This is a genomic window from Paenibacillus rhizoplanae (assembly GCF_042684125.1).
Taxonomy (GTDB): Bacteria; Bacillota; Bacilli; order Paenibacillales; family Paenibacillaceae; genus Paenibacillus_AQ; species Paenibacillus_AQ rhizoplanae.
Window position 1 is genome coordinate 29381 of record NZ_JBHUKY010000024.1, and the last position, 15417, is coordinate 44797.

Genomic DNA, 15417 nt, shown 5'->3' on the forward strand with positions numbered 1-15417 from the left:
GAAGCTTGCCGGATGAGGAGAGGGGGAGTTGTATGGCTTCCATGAGAAAAGTGGAACGGCACGAAGCCCGGACGGCCTATGTATTCATTACGCCTACGGTGCTGCTGTTCGCTGTATTTACAGTCATCCCTGTTGTGATGGCTCTATATTTAAGCTTCACCAACTATGATGTGCTTAGCAGAAATGACTGGGTCGGCCTGGAGAACTACCGTCGCCTGATAGACGACAGTCTGCTATGGAAGACGTTCAAGAATGTGTTCTTGTACTCGATTATTTTTGTTCCGCTGAATATTATCATTTCCCTGCTGCTGTCGATGCTGCTGAGCAGGGCATGGCGGGGGGTTAAGCTGTTCCGCACCTTCTATTATTTGCCCACGCTGACCTCGGCGGTAGCGGCGGCAACCGTATGGATCTGGCTGCTGCATCCGGAATTCGGTCTGGTGAACGGCTTGCTGTCCTATGTGGGCATAACCGGCCCGGCCTGGCTGTCCGAGACCAGTACGGCCATGCTGTCCATTGTGATGCTCACCCTCTGGCAATCCGTGGGCTCCAACATGATTATTTATCTGGCCGGTCTGCAGGGTGTCCCGGATTATCTCTATGAATCGGCACGGCTGGACGGGGCGAACAAATGGGCCAGCTTCCGCTACATCACTTGGCCGCAGCTGCGGCCGACGACCTTCCTGGTCAGCACGATGGCGATTATTGGTGCGCTGCAGCTGTTTGACCAGGCCTTTGTGCTAACGCAGGGCGGTCCGGCCAATGTGACCAAGACCCCGGTCTATCTAATCTATCAGCAGGGCTTCAATCAGCTGCAAATGGGCTATGCCTCGGCGCAGGCCTTCGTGCTTGCTGTAGCCATTCTTATTTTTTCGCTGATTAATATGCGGGTCTCCAAGGCGGAAGAGTCGATCATTTAGGGGCAGCTTGTCCAGGAAAAGGAGGTTCACAGGATGGGTGTTACTGGCGGTTCGGCCTTGAAGCAGGGCCTCTACAAGCTCATTTTTTATATTGTATGTATCCTTATAGCAGTTGTTATGTTTCTGCCATTCTACTGGAGTCTGCTAACCTCGCTGAAGCCGGATGATGAGATTTTTGCGATGCCGATCCAGTGGTTTCCGAAGCATCTGACCTTTGAGCATTACCGCAAAGCCTTTTCAACGGTGCCTTTTGCGTTATTCTTCTGGAATTCGCTCGTGCTTGCTGTGTCGGGTGTGCTGGCCAACCTGTTTTTTGGATCACTTAGCGGCTATGCCTTTGCGAAGCTGAGATTCAGGCTGAACAAGCCGGTGTTCCGCGTGCTGCTGGCGGCCATGATGATTCCCGGCATTGTGACCATGATCCCGACAGTGTACGTGATGCGCCATATCCCGTTTGCCGGGGGCAATGACATTTTTGGCGGGGGCGGCAATGGGCTGATGAACTCGTTCTGGGGCATCATTCTTCCCGGGGCCTCCGGGAGCTTCGCGGTGTTCTTCATGCGGCAATTTTTTCTTACGCTCCCCAGTGACATGCTGGAGATGGCCCGGATTGAGGGCTGCGGAGAATTTAAAATTTTCTGGCGGATTTATCTGCCGCTTACCCGTCCGGCGCTGGCTACCTTGAGCATCTTCACCTTCCAGGCCGGCTGGAACAGCTTCTTGTGGCCGATGATCGTGCTGAATGATCCGGACAAGGCAACGATTCAGATGGGCCTGCAGGCTTTTTCATATAATTTCCAGACGGACTACGGGCCGATGATGGCCGGGGCGCTGGTGGCAATTCTGCCGATACTGGTGCTGTTTCTAGCGCTGCAGCGTTATTTTGTACAGGGGATTGCCTTCAGCGGAATCAAAGGCTGAGTGATCTGCCGGAGGCAAATCATATACAGGGAGAGAGGCCATATGAAGCAAATGGAGCTTGAACAATGGGCGGAACGGGCGGACTCGGCGCAGGAAGCGCTGGAGGTATTCTTCTGGAACGAAGCTATCGGAATGTATGATATTGAGACTCCTTGCCCAGATGGAGCATGTAATACGGTCTTTCATTACTGGTGGATGGCTCATGCCGTGGATGTGCTGGTGGACGGTCTGCTGCGGACGGGGGCTGCCGGATACCGTGAACGGCTATCCGCTCTGCATGCGGGGCTGCTCCGCCGCAATGACGGGGTATGGCCCAATGAGCTGTACGACGACATGGAGTGGATGGCCTTGGCCTGGCTCCGCGCTTATCAGGCAACGGGAGATGAGTTATACAAAGAGACGGTCCTTATCCTCTGGACGGATATCAGAACCGGCTGGAACAGCCATTCAGGGGGCGGCATTGCCTGGCAGAAAACGCAGCTGGATTACAAGAACACCCCGGCGAATGCCCCGGCCGCGATCCTTGCCGCCCGCCTGTATCAGGCTTTTGGAGATCCACAGGACCTGGAGTGGGCGCATGCGCTGTACAGCTGGCAGCAATCCCATCTGGTGGACCCGGACACGGGCTTCGTCTGGGATGGGATGAACCGAACCGGTGACGGCGGAATCGATAAGGATTGGAAATATTCGTACAATCAAGGTGTGTATATCGGTGCGGCTATCGAGCTATACCGGATTACCGGGAACCGTGACTATCTTGAGGAAGCGCGGCGCACCTTCGCCGCAGCGGTCAAGGAGCTGGCTGGCCCGCATGACGGCATACTTCCGGATGAAGGCGGCGGCGATGCCGGTCTCTTCAAGGGCATTCTGGTCCGCTATGCGGCAGAGCTGGCCCTGGCCGGGCCGGAAGACGGGGCCGCGGCGGCCTTCCTGCGCAGCAACGCAGAGATGCTATGGGACCAGGGGAAGCGGGAAGACAAGGTGCTGTTCGGACCCGACTGGACTACGGCACCCTCGGACGTTGTTCAATTGAGCACCCATCTGAGCGGCATCAAGCTGCTGGAGCGAATGGCTGTGTTTGCAGAGACGGGGCAGCCGAATGCTCAACCCTCATTTTAAATAGGAGGAGGTGGCTTATGGATCATTCTAACGGGACATCATTAGCAGAGAACTGGGCAGAACGTGCGGACTGGCTCCAGGACTCCCTCTGGCGGTACTACTATAATGCGGACAGCGGAATTATGAACCAATGGTATCCGCAGGAATACAGCAGGGCAGGCGACAATTTCTACTACTGGTGGCAGGCTCATGTCATTGATGCGCTGACCGATGCTTATGAACGGACGGGGGATTCCAAATATGCCGAACGCATCCGTAGTCTGAGCCGCAGCTTACACGCCTATAACGGCGGGACGTTCACGCATAATTATTATGATGATATGGAATGGACTGCCCTTGCGCTGCTGCGGGCCTATCAGGCTACCGGCGAAGCGGAATATCTGAGTGCTGTGCTTGAATTGTGGGCTGATATTCAGACGGCCTGGAATGAGCACTGCGGGGGAGGGATGGCCTGGAAAAAGGATCAGCTCGATTACAAGAACACGCCGGCGAATGCTCCGGCCGCTATTCTGGCCGCCCGCCTATATTCGCTGCTTGGACATGAGGAGGATCTGAACTGGGCGATCCGGATTTACCGCTGGAACCAGGCGAATCTGGTTGACCCTGACACCGGGTTCGTATGGGATGGAATCAACCGGCAGGGGGATGGGCAGATAGATTACGACTGGGAATTCACTTATTGTCAGGGAGTGTTCATGGGAGCGGGGATCGAGCTCTGCCGTGTCACCGGCGATTCCAGCTATGCCGCAGATGCCCGACGGACCGCTGAGGCCTGCATCGACCGCTTATGCCACGCTGAATCTATGCTGCTGCCTGATGAAGGCATTGACGATACCGGATTGTTCAAGGGAATTCTGATCCGCTATCTGGTGCAGCTGGAGCAGCATTTTCCCGGAAATGACCGGGTCCGTGAAGTCATATGGGCCAATGCCCGTATGCTGTGGGAGAAAGGGCTGAACCGGACGCTGGGGCTGTGCGGACCCTCTTGGGAGCAGGCTCCCGGGCTGCCGGTACAGCTCAGTGTTCAGCTCAGCGGTCTGATGCTGCTTGAGGGAGCAGCCAAGCTTAAGCATTAGCCCATTGCCGACTGACGGTTATGGACGAAATGCACAAATGAAGGGGGTACCCGGAAATGTTCATCTGGAAGAAAGTAAGAACGGCTGCTGTTGTCTGTCTAATGTCCCTGTCTCTGACTGTGCCTGCTCCAGGTGCTGGAGGTACGGCCGAGGCTTTTACCGTCTCCAATGCTGATGCTGCAATGAACTCATTCGTGCAGGTATTCTATGATTCTTCCGCCAAATACTTCTATACGAACAGCGATCATCTGGTTCATTCCGAACATGCCCACGGACCGGATGGGGGGCTCTACACCGATTTCTGGTGGGAGGCACAGCTCTGGGAGACCGTAATGGATGCCTACGAACGTACGGGCAGCAATGTCTACCGCACGATGATTGATGACATTTACACCGGATTCAACGCCAAATACCCGGATATGATGACGAATCCGTTCAACGATGATCTGGGCTGGTGGGCGCTGGCCTGCGCAAGGGCCTATGAGCTGACGGGAACCACGGAGTATCTGAACCGCTCCAGCTTCCTGTTTGGCCAAATCTACAACGAATGGGACGGCGCGTACGGCGGCGGCATCTGGTGGAGAAGGGATGCGCATGTACCGGGCCAAGCCAATGCCCAGAAGAATATGGCCACGAATGCCCCGATGGTCATGACCGCAGTCAAGCTGTATAGTGCCTACAATGATAATGCGTATCTGACCAAGGCTACTCAAATCTATAATTGGACCAAATCCACCCTGGTCAATGGCAGCAAAATCAATGATCATATTGAAGGTACGGGCAGCGGTCTCATTAAGGATTGGGATTTCACTTACAATTACGGAACGTTCCTGGGGGCGGCTGTATCCCTGTACCAGGCTACCGGAGCTTCCGCCTACCTAACGGATGCCAACAATGCAGCCGGGTATGCCGTTAATAAAATGGTTTCCGCCCAGACTCTGTTATATGAAGGGGAGAATGATGCTGCGGGTTTCAAAATGGTCTTTGCCCGCAATCTGAACCGTCTCCGTACGCTGGGCGGACAGCCGCAATATTTAAGCTTTCTTCAACAGAATGCAACGCAGGCCTGGAATCACCGCCGCATGAGCGACGGAATCATCGGCAGCGACTGGCTGCGTAATACGGGCACTTCCTATGTGCAGAGCCTGGCTGCCGCTGCGGGCGCTTCCATTCTGCAGCTCGTTCCCGCTGACGGCTACACCGGATACATTGCCGGTAACGGGGCTTATGAAGCGGAGAACGCTGCGCGGACGCTGGCGGGCGGAGGCGGCATGATTAATGAGAGCACCAATGCCGGATTCACAGGAAGAGGGTATGTCGGGGGTTGGAACACAAGCGGCACCTCCATTGATTTCTATGTCAACCAGAATACGGCCGGAACCAGAACCGTGACCTTCCGCTACGCGGCAGGGGCAGGCAATGCTTCCCGCTTCGTAAAAGTGAACGGCACGGTTGTAGCCTCCAATCTGGTGTTCAATTCGACATCCAGCTGGAGCGCATACGGAACGGTATCGGTCACGGTACCGCTGAACGCAGGCTCTAGCACCATTCAATTGGGGTATAACAGTGCACTGGGAAATACGAACTATCTTAATGTTGATTTGCTGAGCGGGCTTTAATTTTTGCGGGCGACGATGGAGTTTCTAGGGCCTGAGGTAATATTGCAGCACAAGGGAGCGCCGTACGGCGCTCCCTTGTGCTTGCTTATTGGTTCTAGTAGATCATCAGATTTAAACAGGTGTAACGGACTGAGGCGCGCTTTTTCCAGATGAAAGCCACCACTTGGGCAAAGGATCGGACCCCATAGGGCTTATTCTTGGAATTTCTACGCTTAAACCTCTCGTAGAGAGACGATAAGGTCCACTCCGTCCGTTAAACGGCAAAAAGCGGTGTTTTCCGGGGAATAGCGTCTCTCAGGTCCGTCAGAGCCCACTCATCGCGCCCACTCCAACTTTTTAAATCTGACCGTGTTAGTCCCCGGTCTCCACGATCCAGACCTCTGGCAGATTACGGTATTGCTCAGCATAGTCGAGACCGTAGCCGACGACGAATTCGTCGGGAATATCAATCCCGCTGTAGTCGATGGGAACATCGACCAGACGGCGTGAAGGCTTGCTGAGGATGGTGCAGATGCGTACGCTTGCCGCTTCACGCAGGGCGAACAGCTCCTTCAGATGCTGAAGCGTCAGGCCGGTATCGATCAGATCCTCGATGAGCAGGACATGCTTGCCGCGGATATCCATGTCGATATCCTTCTTGATCGTGATGACGCCGGAGGAGGTGGAGCTTGCCCCGTAGCTGGACACCGACATATAGTCGACGCCGACCGGAAAGGTGATCTCACGCATCAGGTCGGACATGAATACGGCGCCGCCCTTAAGAATGCAGATAAGGACAAGCTCCTTGCCCTCATAGTCACGCGAGATTTCAGCTCCCAGTTCTTTTACTCGTTGCTGCAGCTGGTCCTTGCTGACCAGAACTTTGGTAATTTGGGTCATGGTTGACGCTCCTTATGGATTAGGATGTGATCAGGAGGATGATCTGTCCTTTTCCTTAAGCATAACATCATGTGCGCCTCCTTCAAAGATCGTTGTGGAGGAGACGAGTGTAATCTTCGCCTTCTGCTGCAATTCCGGGATGGTCAGCGAGCCGCAATTGCACATGGTGGATTTGATTTTGCTGATGCTGAGATCGAGATTATCCTTCAGCCGGCCCGCATAAGGAATGAAGGAATCCACGCCCTCCTCGAACTCAAGCTTGCTCTCCTTATCGGCATTGCCGAAGTCATAACGCTGCCAGTTGCGGGCACGGCTTGCGCCTTCACCCCAATATTCCTTCACGAAGTTCCCGCCGACCAGCAGCTTGCGTCCGGGGCTTTCATCGAATCTGGCAAAATACCGGCCAAGCATCACGAAATCAGCGCCCATCGCCAGAGCCAGCACAATATGATAATCATGGACAATCCCGCCGTCGGAGCAGATCGGGACGTAGATGCCGGTCTGCTCGTAATATTCCTGGCGGGCGGCCGCGACTTCAATGACGGAGGAGGCCTGACCGCGTCCAATCCCTTTTTGCTCCCGGGTAATGCAGATGGAGCCTCCGCCGATGCCGACCTTGATGAAGTCCGCCCCCGCTTCCACGAGGTACAGGAAGCCCTCCTTATCGACAACATTGCCTGCGCCAACCTTCACCTGCTCCCCGAAAGTCCCCTTAATATAATGGATGGTCTCCGCCTGCCACTCCGAATACCCGTCAGAGGAATCGATACACAGGATATCTGCACCAGCCTCCACGAGCGCCGGTACGCGTTCCTTGTAATCCCGCGAATTGATCCCTGCGCCAACGATGAGCTGTTTGTTGTCATCATGCAGCTCCAGCGGATATTCCTGATGGCTGTCATAATCCTTGCGGAAGACCAGGTGGACGAGATGGCCGCTGGCATTCACAATCGGCAGGCAGTTCAGCTTATGATCCCAGATCATGTCGTTGGCTTCGGTCAGTGTAATTCCTTCTTCAGCATAGATCAGCGAAGCGAGCGGGGTCATGAACTCCGTAATCGGGCAGTCCGGCGGCAGCCGGTTCTCGCGGTAATCGCGGCTGGTGACAATGCCCATCAGCTTGCCTGTCGGTTCTCCGTTGTCCGTGATGGCAATGGTGGAGTGGCCGCTTCGCGCCTTCAGCACTAACACATCCTGAAGCGTATCCTCCGGACGCAGATTGGAATCGCTGAGGACGAACCCGGCCTTGAACTTTTTGACCCGGCGGACCATTTCGACCTGCTGCTCAATCGACTGGGAGCCGTAGATGAAGGAGATGCCTCCGCCTTTGGCCAGTGCGATTGCCATGTTGTGGTCGGATACCGCCTGCATGACCGCCGAAGTCACCGGAAGGTTCATGGTCAGTGCCGGGGTCTCTCCTCGGCGGAATTTGGTGACCGGTGTTCTAAGATCCACATTTCCGGGAATGCATTCTTTGGTGGTCAGGCTGGGCACCAGCAGGAACTCACTGAAGGTTCTTGAAGGCTGCTCGTAATAATAAGCCATGGCTTGTCACTCCCCTGCTATAATGTCATACCTTGGACAGCAGCCTGACCGGCACTCCAATGTCCGCTTCAAGCTGCTTATAGTGCTCTCCTTTGGCCAGAATCGCCTGTACCCCCACAAGCTCAATCCCCATAACGGACATCTGCCCGGCAATGCAGCGGATCGTAGCCCCTGAACTAATCACATCATCCAGCAGCAGCACACGGTCACCGGAAGAGAAGCCGTCAAAATATATATAATTCTCATTATACGCCGTCTCGCGCCGGACACTAACCTCATAATTCTCATACAGCTCCGTGCTGAGGCGCAGGATATTCATCGGCTTCATTAGCTTGTAAGCAGCCAGCATCCCCCAGGTATGCCCTCCCGGTTCAGGAGATACGATGTAATCGAAATCGGGGAACTGCTCTGTGATGGCCGCTGCCAGACTATCCGTAATCTCACTGATCAGCTCGGGGGCGATGTACGTTCCGCGTTCTCCGAAGGGGTAGAGCTTGAAGTCATAGGCGGTATCCTTATTGGTGTAGATCCTCACATTCTTGGCCTGGCTGATCGACTCACTTAACCGTGCGTAGGATGCACTCATTGCCCTCACTCCTTCTATTATATAGATGGCAAAAACCCCAGGAACGAAAGAGGCCTAAGTCAAGACAGAATACCTCAGAAGGAAAAAGCCCGGCTTGGCCGTAAGCTCTCTGCTGATGATTCCAGCGTCTTGTCTGGCCTCTTGTAGCCTGGGGCAATTTACGGTTGCCTGTAGATACGCCCATTCCACATTAACGGGCTTATACAAGAGAAATAATTAAGATAACTGACATGGAAGTGACTTTTGAAGGGGGTAATCAGAGTTGATTTGTTATTTGTGTTATAAAACATTACTCAGATCATTTGTTATATGCTATCATCCGTAATAAAGTGTGTCAATATTTCATTATTGTGTTAGGTTACGTGACTCTATTTGATTTGATATTAGTCAGTTAAGTGGCGGATTCATAAATAAACTCTAAATAACTCATGCTAAAGCATGGTGCTTTTCCAACTTTTTATTTATAATAATTATTATCTGTAATTCATAAATAGTTCAAAGGTTATGTAAAATGCCGTATTTTGATGTGATATACTTAACACAGCGATTTGAGATCTTGTGAAATTGATACTAATATCTGCTGCTAAGCAGTAACAGAGCCTACACCAATGAATAGAGATTAGGATGGTGAACAAGCGATGCATATTGTCGTCGTTGGCCTGAATTACCGTACGGCTCCCGTAGAGGTGAGGGAACAGTTCGCTTTTGCCGAGAAGGATCTGCCTGCTGCGCTTCATCAATTGCTGCAGACGAAGAGCGTTCTGGAAGGGGTTCTGGTCGCCACCTGTAACCGGACGGAAATTTATGTGGTCGTGGACCGCCTTCATATGTGCGGATATTTCATCCGCAGCTACATGGAGCAGTGGTTCGGTGTAAAAAGCGATAGTTTTGCACAGCATATGTATATATATGAAGACGAGCAGGCCATTGCCCACCTGCTGCGCGTAACCTGCGGTCTGGATTCCATGGTCATCGGCGAGACGCAGATACTGGGACAGGTGCGCAGTGCATTTTTGACTGCCCAGGCGGAGGGTGTGACCGGGACCTGGTTCAACCGGCTGTTCAAGCAGGCAGTGACGCTTGGTAAGCGGGCGCATAGCGAGACTTCCATCGGCGAAAGCGCGGTGTCGGTCAGCTACGCGGCTGTGGAGCTCGGCAAGCGGATCTTCGGCATGTTCACCGGCAAGCGGGTGCTCATTCTCGGCGCCGGCAAAATGAGTGAGCTGACGGTGAAGCATCTGTACAGCAGCGGTGCCGCAGAGGTGATCGTCGCTAACCGTACATTGTCCCGTGCCATGGAGCTGGCCGAGAAGTTCTCGGGTAAGCCCAGCACGATTGACGAGGCGCTGAAGTCTCTGGATGAGGTGGATATTGTGATCAGCTCCACGGGTGCGGACGGCTATGTGCTTACGGCAGCCCAGGTCGCCGAGGGAATGAAGCGCCGTCCATCACGGCCGCTGTTCATGATCGACATCGCTGTACCCCGGGATATTGATCCGGCAGCGGCAAGTGTGCCTGATGTGTTCCTCTATGATATTGATGATCTGGAGGGGATTGTGGAGAGCAATCTGGAGATGCGCCGCAGTGAAGCCGCCAAGATCGAAGTCATGATTGAGGATGAGATGGCGGAATTCCAGCAATGGCTGAAGACCCTTGGGGTCAGACCGGTCATCCGTGCGCTGCAGGACAAGTCAAACGGAATTTACGAAGATACGATGGACAGTCTGTTCAACAAGCTGCCGGAGCTGGATGAGCACCAGCGCAAGGTGATCCGCCGCTTGACCAAAAGCATTGTCAACCAGATGATGCATGATCCGATCAATGTAATCAAGGAAATGTCCGGCGGCAAGCAGGGGAATGAAGCACTGGAGTACTTCACCCAAATCTTTGCCCTGCAGGAGCAGCTCGATTCCGGTCCGGCCGGAAGCGGTGCAGAGCCGGCTAAGCGCAGCTCTGCTGAACGGGTCTCCGGCGGAGAGATCCTGGTGCCGGGGACTGTGCTTACCCCAGCCGCTCTGCTTGGCGGGTGAGCAACATGCTACTGCTGAACGGAATATATGATGCCGCTCTGCTGCTATATGCCCTGAGCCTGCTGTTTGTTTTCTCGGATTGCCTTCGGCGTAATCCGGGCGGAAAGCGGCTGGGCACAGGGCTTCTTGCTGTCGTGGGCCTACTCCAGCTCACGGGGCTTGCAATCCGCTTCTCCCAGGAGGGCGGACTGCCGATTTTCACGCCTTATGATTTCCTCTTCTGGTTCTCCTTCAGTATGGTTGTGACTTCGTTTGCAGTGGCGTATATGCGCGGCGGCGAGTTCACGGTTCTGCTGCTCAGTATGGCGGGATTCAGCGTATTCCTGCTGAACCGGGTATGGCTGACGGCGGAGGATCATACGCTGCAGAGCTGGAGTGCGGTGCACGGGTGGCTGGCGATGCATGTTATTTTGGCCAATTTGAGCTTTGCCGCACTGACACTGGGGACGGTATTTGCGATAATGTACTTATTCCTGCATACCAAGCTTAAGAATAAGAAGTGGGATGACCGTGTCCGCAGGCTGCCGAGCCTGGAGACCATGGACAAATATTCATACACGGCGATCCTGGCCGGAGTTCCGCTGCTGCTGGCCTCGCTGATCCTTGCCGGGCTGTCGATTGTGGCGGAAGGGCGGGCGCCGCTTTTTCAGGATACGAAGGTACTGACTACGCTTACGGGCCTTGGCGTCTACATCGTCTACCTTGTGCTGAAGTTCTCCGGCCGCCGAAGCGGTACAGTCATGGCCCGCTGGGCTATTGCCGGGTATGCCTTCACTATTCTTAACTTCCTGCTGAATTCCTGGTCGGAGTTCCATGGCTGGGGCGGGGAGTGAGGTGGGATGAACAAGTATTTGCCGATTATGCTGGATGTGGGCGGCAGACGAGTGGTGGTAATTGGCGGCGGGGCGGTGGCTGAACGTAAGGCGATCCCGATACTGGAAGCAGGTGCGGAGCTTGTGATCATCAGCCCATCGCTTAGCGGAACGCTGGCTGCGATGGCTGATGGCGGGCGGCTGCAATGGATCAGCCGCCCGTATGCTCCCGGGGATCTCCAGGGAGCTGTCCTGGTCTACGCCGCGAGCGACGATCGAGCGGTGAATGAGGCTGTTGCGGGGGAAGCCCGGCAACTGGGGCTGCCCGTTAATGTAGCCAGCCATGCGGAGGCGGGCACCTTCATCACGCCCGGCGTGCTTCGCCGCGGGCGCTTGACGGTTGCGGTCTCGACCTCGGGAGCGGGACCGTCTGCTGCTGCGGAGATTACGCAGCAGATTGCGGGGCTGCTCGGCGAGGAATACGAGCCGTATCTGGATTTTTTGCATGAGCTGCGGAAGGCCATCAAGCAGCTGGAGCCAGCGGCAGAGACCCGGTCGCGGCTCTTGCAGCGGCTGGGGAAGCTGGATGTGTTGAATGAGCTGCGGCAGGGCACCTTTATACCATGGACATCCGAGGAGATTGAGGCCTGGGTGGCGCGCCACCGGGAGGAATAGGCGGCGGAAGTAGCTGAGCCGCCGAGGTGAACGAATCAAGGGCAAAAGTGCCGTTGAATACGGCCGAATCAGCTCAATCGAGCAAATTAGGTGTATAAATACACCTGAATACGGGCGAAACGGCTCAGTCGAGCAAATTAGGTGTATAAATACACCTGAATTCGGCCGAATCGGCTCAAGCGAGCAAATTAGGTGTATAAATACACCTGAATACGGCCGAATTAGCTCAGTCGAGCAAATGAGGTGTATAAATACACCTGAATACGGCCGAATCGGCTCAGTCGAGCAAATGAGGTGTATAAATACACCTGAATACGGGCGAAACGGCTCAATCGAGCAAATGAGGTGTATAAATACACCTGAATACGGCCGAAACAGCTCAATCGAGCAAATGAGGTGTATAAATACACCTGAATACGGCCGAATCAGCTCAGTCGAGCAAATGAGGTGTATAAATACACCTGAATTCGGCCAAAACGGCTCAATCGAGCAAATGAGGTGTATAAATACACCTGAATTTAGGCCGAATCAGCCCAGGCGAGCGAATCCAGGGGCAAGTTGTTCGGCGGTAACAGCGGGGATAAGGGACTGACTTGAACAGGGGGAATGGGGCATGCGGAAGATTATCGTGGGCAGCAGACAAAGTGCGCTGGCTTTAACGCAGACGGGGCATGTGATTGCCGATCTGGAGCGGCTTAGCGGAGAGCATGGATTTGATTTTACTTTTGAGGTGCATAAGATTGTGACCAAGGGTGACCGGATTCTCGATGTGACCCTGTCCAAAGTGGGCGGCAAAGGTCTGTTCGTCAAGGAAATTGAACAGGCGATGCTGGCCAAGGACATCGATATGGCGGTACATAGTATGAAGGATATGCCTTCCGAATTGCCGGAAGGCTTGATGAATGGTGCGGTGCCGAAGCGTGAAGATCCGCGCGACGTTCTGATCTCGGGCAGCGGAGCGGGCTTGGAGGATCTGCCGCAAGGCGCGCGCGTAGGCACGAGCAGTCTGCGGCGCTCCAGCCAACTGGCTGCACTCCGGCCGGATCTGCTTATTGAGCCGGTACGCGGCAACATTGATTCGCGGCTGAAGAAGCTGGAGAGCGGCGAATATGACGCGATTCTGCTGGCAGCGGCGGGGCTGTCACGGATGGGATGGCAGGACCGGATTACGGCATATTTGCCGCCTGAGGTCTGCCTGCCCGCTGTAGGCCAAGGAGCACTCGGTATTGAGTGCCGTGAGGACGATGAGGAGCTGCGCAAGCTGCTGGCGCTGTATAATGATGAGCGCACGGCACTCACGGTGACAGCGGAGCGGACCTTCCTCGGCGCCCTGAACGGCGGCTGTCAGGTGCCGATTGGCGCCTACGCGATCCTTGAGCCGGAAGGCGAAGCTGCGGGTCCGTCCATAACGTTAACCGGAATGGTCGGAACACCGGACGGTACTGTTATTCTGAAGGAGACCTGCACCGGCAAAGATCCGGTGGAGCTGGGTGCGGAGGTCGCGCGTAAGCTGGTGGCCAGAGGTGCGGAGAAGATTTTGGCGGATGTAAGGGAATAAGGGTAAGGGTCAGATAGGGAAACAGTGTGGGTTGGGGAGAAGCTTATGCAGGCCAGAATCGCATGTGTATAGGGATAAGGGGATGACGGAGATGGCGGGGAAGGTATATCTGGTAGGTGCAGGTCCGGGGGATGCGAAGCTGATTACGGTCAAAGGGCTGGAGTGTATCCAGAAGGCTGATGTGCTGGTCTATGACAGGCTGGCCAGTCCAAGGCTGCTGAAATGGATGAAGCCCGGCGGTGAAAAAATATACGTAGGCAAGCTCTCTGACCGCCATACGATGAAGCAGGAGGATATTAATCAGCTGCTGGTGGATCTCGCTCTGGAGGGCAAAACGGTGGTGCGTCTGAAGGGCGGGGACCCCGTGATTTTTGGCCGGGTGGGTGAAGAAGCGGAGCTCCTGCGCAGACATGGCATCTACTATGAGATTGTGCCGGGCATTACCTCGGCCATCAGCGTCCCGGCGTATGCCGGTATTCCGGTGACCCACCGGGAGGCATCATCTTCCCTGTCGATTATTACGGGCCATGAGAGCCCGGATAAGCTGGATCATTCCATTCAATGGGATAAAGTAACGAATGCTACAGGCACGCTGGTGTTCCTGATGGGTGTCGCCAAAATCGGTTACATCAGCGCCCAGCTGATGAAGCACGGCCGTCCGCCGGAGACCCCGGTGGCGCTGGTGCGCTGGGGGACCCGTGCGGATCAGGAGACGCTGACCGGAACGCTGGCCGATATTGAGGCAAAGGTTACGGCAGCGGATTTTCAGCCGCCGGCGGTTATTGTGGTCGGTGACGTTGTGCTCCAGCGGGAGCACCTGATGTGGGTGGAGGCGCTGCCGCTGTTCGGCAAGCGCATTGTAGTGACGCGGGCGCGCGCACAGGCAAGTGAGCTGGTGGACCGGATCGAGGAGCTGGGCGGCGAGCCGTATGAGTTCCCGGTCATTGAGACGGTGATGCAGCGGGATGCGGACAAGCAGGCGGAGATCGCTGCGGCTCTTGGCGGGCTTGCGGCGTACGACTGGGTGTTCTTCACCAGTCCGAACGGCGTAGACTTCTTCATGCGTCATCTGACGCAGCAGAAGCTGGATATCCGCAGCCTGCACGGGGCGCGGCTGTGCGCTGTGGGACCGGGTACGGCCGCGGCGCTTGCAGAGCGCGGACTGATCTCCGAGGAACTGCCTGGCCGTTTCCAGGCCGAAGGGCTGATTGAATCCTTCGGCTCACAGCTGCTGCCGGGGCAGAAGGTGCTGCTTCCGCGCGGCGATTTGGCGCGTGAGTGGCTGCCTGGTAAGCTGAGGGAGCTGGGGCTGGAAGTGACGGAAGTGGATACTTATGAGACGATTGTCACTGGCGAGGATGATATTGAACTGGTGAAGCTGCTGGAGGAGAAGCGCATTCATGCGGTGACCTTCACCAGCTCGTCCACGGTGCGCAATTTCCTCAGAATCCTGAAGCGGATGGGCCTGGAAGATCCGTTGGCAATGCTGGCGGGCGTTAAGATTGCTTGCATCGGCCCGGTTACCGAGCAGACCGCAGTCGAAGCAGGACTCACTCCGGGACTGCTCCCGGAAGAAGCCACCATTGAAGGACTAGTGCAGGAGCTGTGCCGCTGGAATGAATCGACAAGACTGAGATAGCCTGTTCCTGCCAGATCTGTCAGCGCTGCCTTTGAGCG

Annotated in this window: 13 protein-coding genes and 1 riboswitch; of the genes, 10 read left to right on the forward strand and 3 right to left on the reverse strand. The window is 55.3% G+C overall.

Annotation, left to right across the window (positions count from 1 at the left end):
- The first annotated feature begins 32 nt into the window (after positions 1–32).
- The 5 genes from ACFSX3_RS15170 to ACFSX3_RS15190 are packed head-to-tail and all read left to right on the forward strand — an operon-like array spanning position 33 to position 5655.
- Positions 33–920: a carbohydrate ABC transporter permease gene (locus ACFSX3_RS15170; protein WP_173132353.1), complete on the forward strand. Its 888-nt coding sequence runs from the start codon at positions 33–35 to the stop codon at positions 918–920.
- A 33-nt stretch (positions 921–953) separates the two neighbouring features.
- Positions 954–1841 (forward strand): carbohydrate ABC transporter permease, encoded by an 888-nt coding sequence (locus ACFSX3_RS15175; protein ID WP_173132356.1) that lies wholly within the window; start codon positions 954–956, stop codon positions 1839–1841.
- Between the two features lie 42 nt (positions 1842–1883).
- Positions 1884–2960 carry a glycoside hydrolase family 76 protein gene (locus ACFSX3_RS15180; protein ID WP_379255394.1) on the forward strand — a complete coding sequence of 359 codons (1077 nt, stop codon included), beginning with the start codon at positions 1884–1886 and terminating at the stop codon, positions 2958–2960.
- A gap of 17 nt (positions 2961–2977) precedes the next feature.
- Positions 2978–4036 carry a glycoside hydrolase family 76 protein gene (locus tag ACFSX3_RS15185; RefSeq protein WP_209993998.1) on the forward strand — a complete coding sequence of 353 codons (1059 nt, stop codon included), beginning with the start codon at positions 2978–2980 and terminating at the stop codon, positions 4034–4036.
- A gap of 56 nt (positions 4037–4092) precedes the next feature.
- A complete protein-coding gene (locus tag ACFSX3_RS15190) occupies positions 4093–5655 on the forward strand; it encodes a glycoside hydrolase family 76 protein (protein WP_209993997.1) in 1563 nt (520 codons plus the stop codon).
- A gap of 351 nt (positions 5656–6006) precedes the next feature.
- Here ACFSX3_RS15190 and hpt read toward each other — a convergent pair whose 3' ends face one another.
- The 3 genes from hpt to ACFSX3_RS15205 are packed head-to-tail and all read right to left on the reverse strand — an operon-like array spanning position 6007 to position 8665.
- Complete coding sequence (gene hpt / locus ACFSX3_RS15195; protein ID WP_209993996.1) at positions 6007–6534, reverse strand: hypoxanthine phosphoribosyltransferase; 528 nt, start codon at positions 6532–6534, stop codon at positions 6007–6009.
- A 30-nt stretch (positions 6535–6564) separates the two neighbouring features.
- A complete protein-coding gene (locus ACFSX3_RS15200) occupies positions 6565–8079 on the reverse strand; it encodes an IMP dehydrogenase (protein ID WP_209993995.1) in 1515 nt (504 codons plus the stop codon).
- Between the two features lie 25 nt (positions 8080–8104).
- Entirely contained in the window at positions 8105–8665 is a 561-nt protein-coding gene (locus tag ACFSX3_RS15205) for a phosphoribosyltransferase (RefSeq protein WP_209993994.1), read from the reverse strand.
- Positions 8666–8789: 124 nt separating this feature from the next.
- A riboswitch (purine riboswitch) is annotated at positions 8790–8892 on the reverse strand.
- A 411-nt stretch (positions 8893–9303) separates the two neighbouring features.
- On the opposite strand from ACFSX3_RS15205, the gene hemA reads away from it, so the two are divergent.
- The 5 genes from hemA to cobA all read left to right on the forward strand — a co-directional run bounded on the left by hemA (position 9304) and on the right by cobA (position 15379).
- Positions 9304–10695, forward strand: coding sequence for a glutamyl-tRNA reductase (gene hemA / locus ACFSX3_RS15210; protein ID WP_339219847.1), 1392 nt, complete (start codon positions 9304–9306; stop codon positions 10693–10695).
- A gap of 5 nt (positions 10696–10700) precedes the next feature.
- A complete protein-coding gene (gene ccsA, locus ACFSX3_RS15215; RefSeq protein WP_209994021.1) occupies positions 10701–11528 on the forward strand; it encodes a cytochrome c biogenesis protein CcsA in 828 nt (275 codons plus the stop codon).
- A gap of 6 nt (positions 11529–11534) precedes the next feature.
- Positions 11535–12182 (forward strand): precorrin-2 dehydrogenase/sirohydrochlorin ferrochelatase family protein, encoded by a 648-nt coding sequence (locus tag ACFSX3_RS15220; protein ID WP_209993993.1) that lies wholly within the window; start codon positions 11535–11537, stop codon positions 12180–12182.
- Positions 12183–12795: 613 nt separating this feature from the next.
- Positions 12796–13740: a hydroxymethylbilane synthase gene (gene hemC / locus ACFSX3_RS15225; RefSeq protein WP_209993992.1), complete on the forward strand. Its 945-nt coding sequence runs from the start codon at positions 12796–12798 to the stop codon at positions 13738–13740.
- Positions 13741–13831: 91 nt separating this feature from the next.
- Positions 13832–15379 (forward strand): uroporphyrinogen-III C-methyltransferase, encoded by a 1548-nt coding sequence (cobA, locus tag ACFSX3_RS15230; RefSeq protein WP_209993991.1) that lies wholly within the window; start codon positions 13832–13834, stop codon positions 15377–15379.
- Positions 15380–15417 lie beyond the last annotated feature (38 nt).

Coding starts and splice junctions, on each gene's coding strand:
- ACFSX3_RS15170 (WP_173132353.1), top strand. CDS start 33: ATGGCTTCCATGAGAAAAGTGGAACGGCACGAAGCCCGGACGGCCTAT.
- ACFSX3_RS15175 (WP_173132356.1), top strand. CDS start 954: ATGGGTGTTACTGGCGGTTCGGCCTTGAAGCAGGGCCTCTACAAGCTC.
- ACFSX3_RS15180 (WP_379255394.1), top strand. CDS start 1,884: ATGAAGCAAATGGAGCTTGAACAATGGGCGGAACGGGCGGACTCGGCG.
- ACFSX3_RS15185 (WP_209993998.1), top strand. CDS start 2,978: ATGGATCATTCTAACGGGACATCATTAGCAGAGAACTGGGCAGAACGT.
- ACFSX3_RS15190 (WP_209993997.1), top strand. CDS start 4,093: ATGTTCATCTGGAAGAAAGTAAGAACGGCTGCTGTTGTCTGTCTAATG.
- hpt (WP_209993996.1), bottom strand. CDS start 6,534: ATGACCCAAATTACCAAAGTTCTGGTCAGCAAGGACCAGCTGCAGCAA.
- ACFSX3_RS15200 (WP_209993995.1), bottom strand. CDS start 8,079: ATGGCTTATTATTACGAGCAGCCTTCAAGAACCTTCAGTGAGTTCCTG.
- ACFSX3_RS15205 (WP_209993994.1), bottom strand. CDS start 8,665: ATGAGTGCATCCTACGCACGGTTAAGTGAGTCGATCAGCCAGGCCAAG.
- hemA (WP_339219847.1), top strand. CDS start 9,304: ATGCATATTGTCGTCGTTGGCCTGAATTACCGTACGGCTCCCGTAGAG.
- ccsA (WP_209994021.1), top strand. CDS start 10,701: ATGCTACTGCTGAACGGAATATATGATGCCGCTCTGCTGCTATATGCC.
- ACFSX3_RS15220 (WP_209993993.1), top strand. CDS start 11,535: ATGAACAAGTATTTGCCGATTATGCTGGATGTGGGCGGCAGACGAGTG.
- hemC (WP_209993992.1), top strand. CDS start 12,796: ATGCGGAAGATTATCGTGGGCAGCAGACAAAGTGCGCTGGCTTTAACG.
- cobA (WP_209993991.1), top strand. CDS start 13,832: ATGGCGGGGAAGGTATATCTGGTAGGTGCAGGTCCGGGGGATGCGAAG.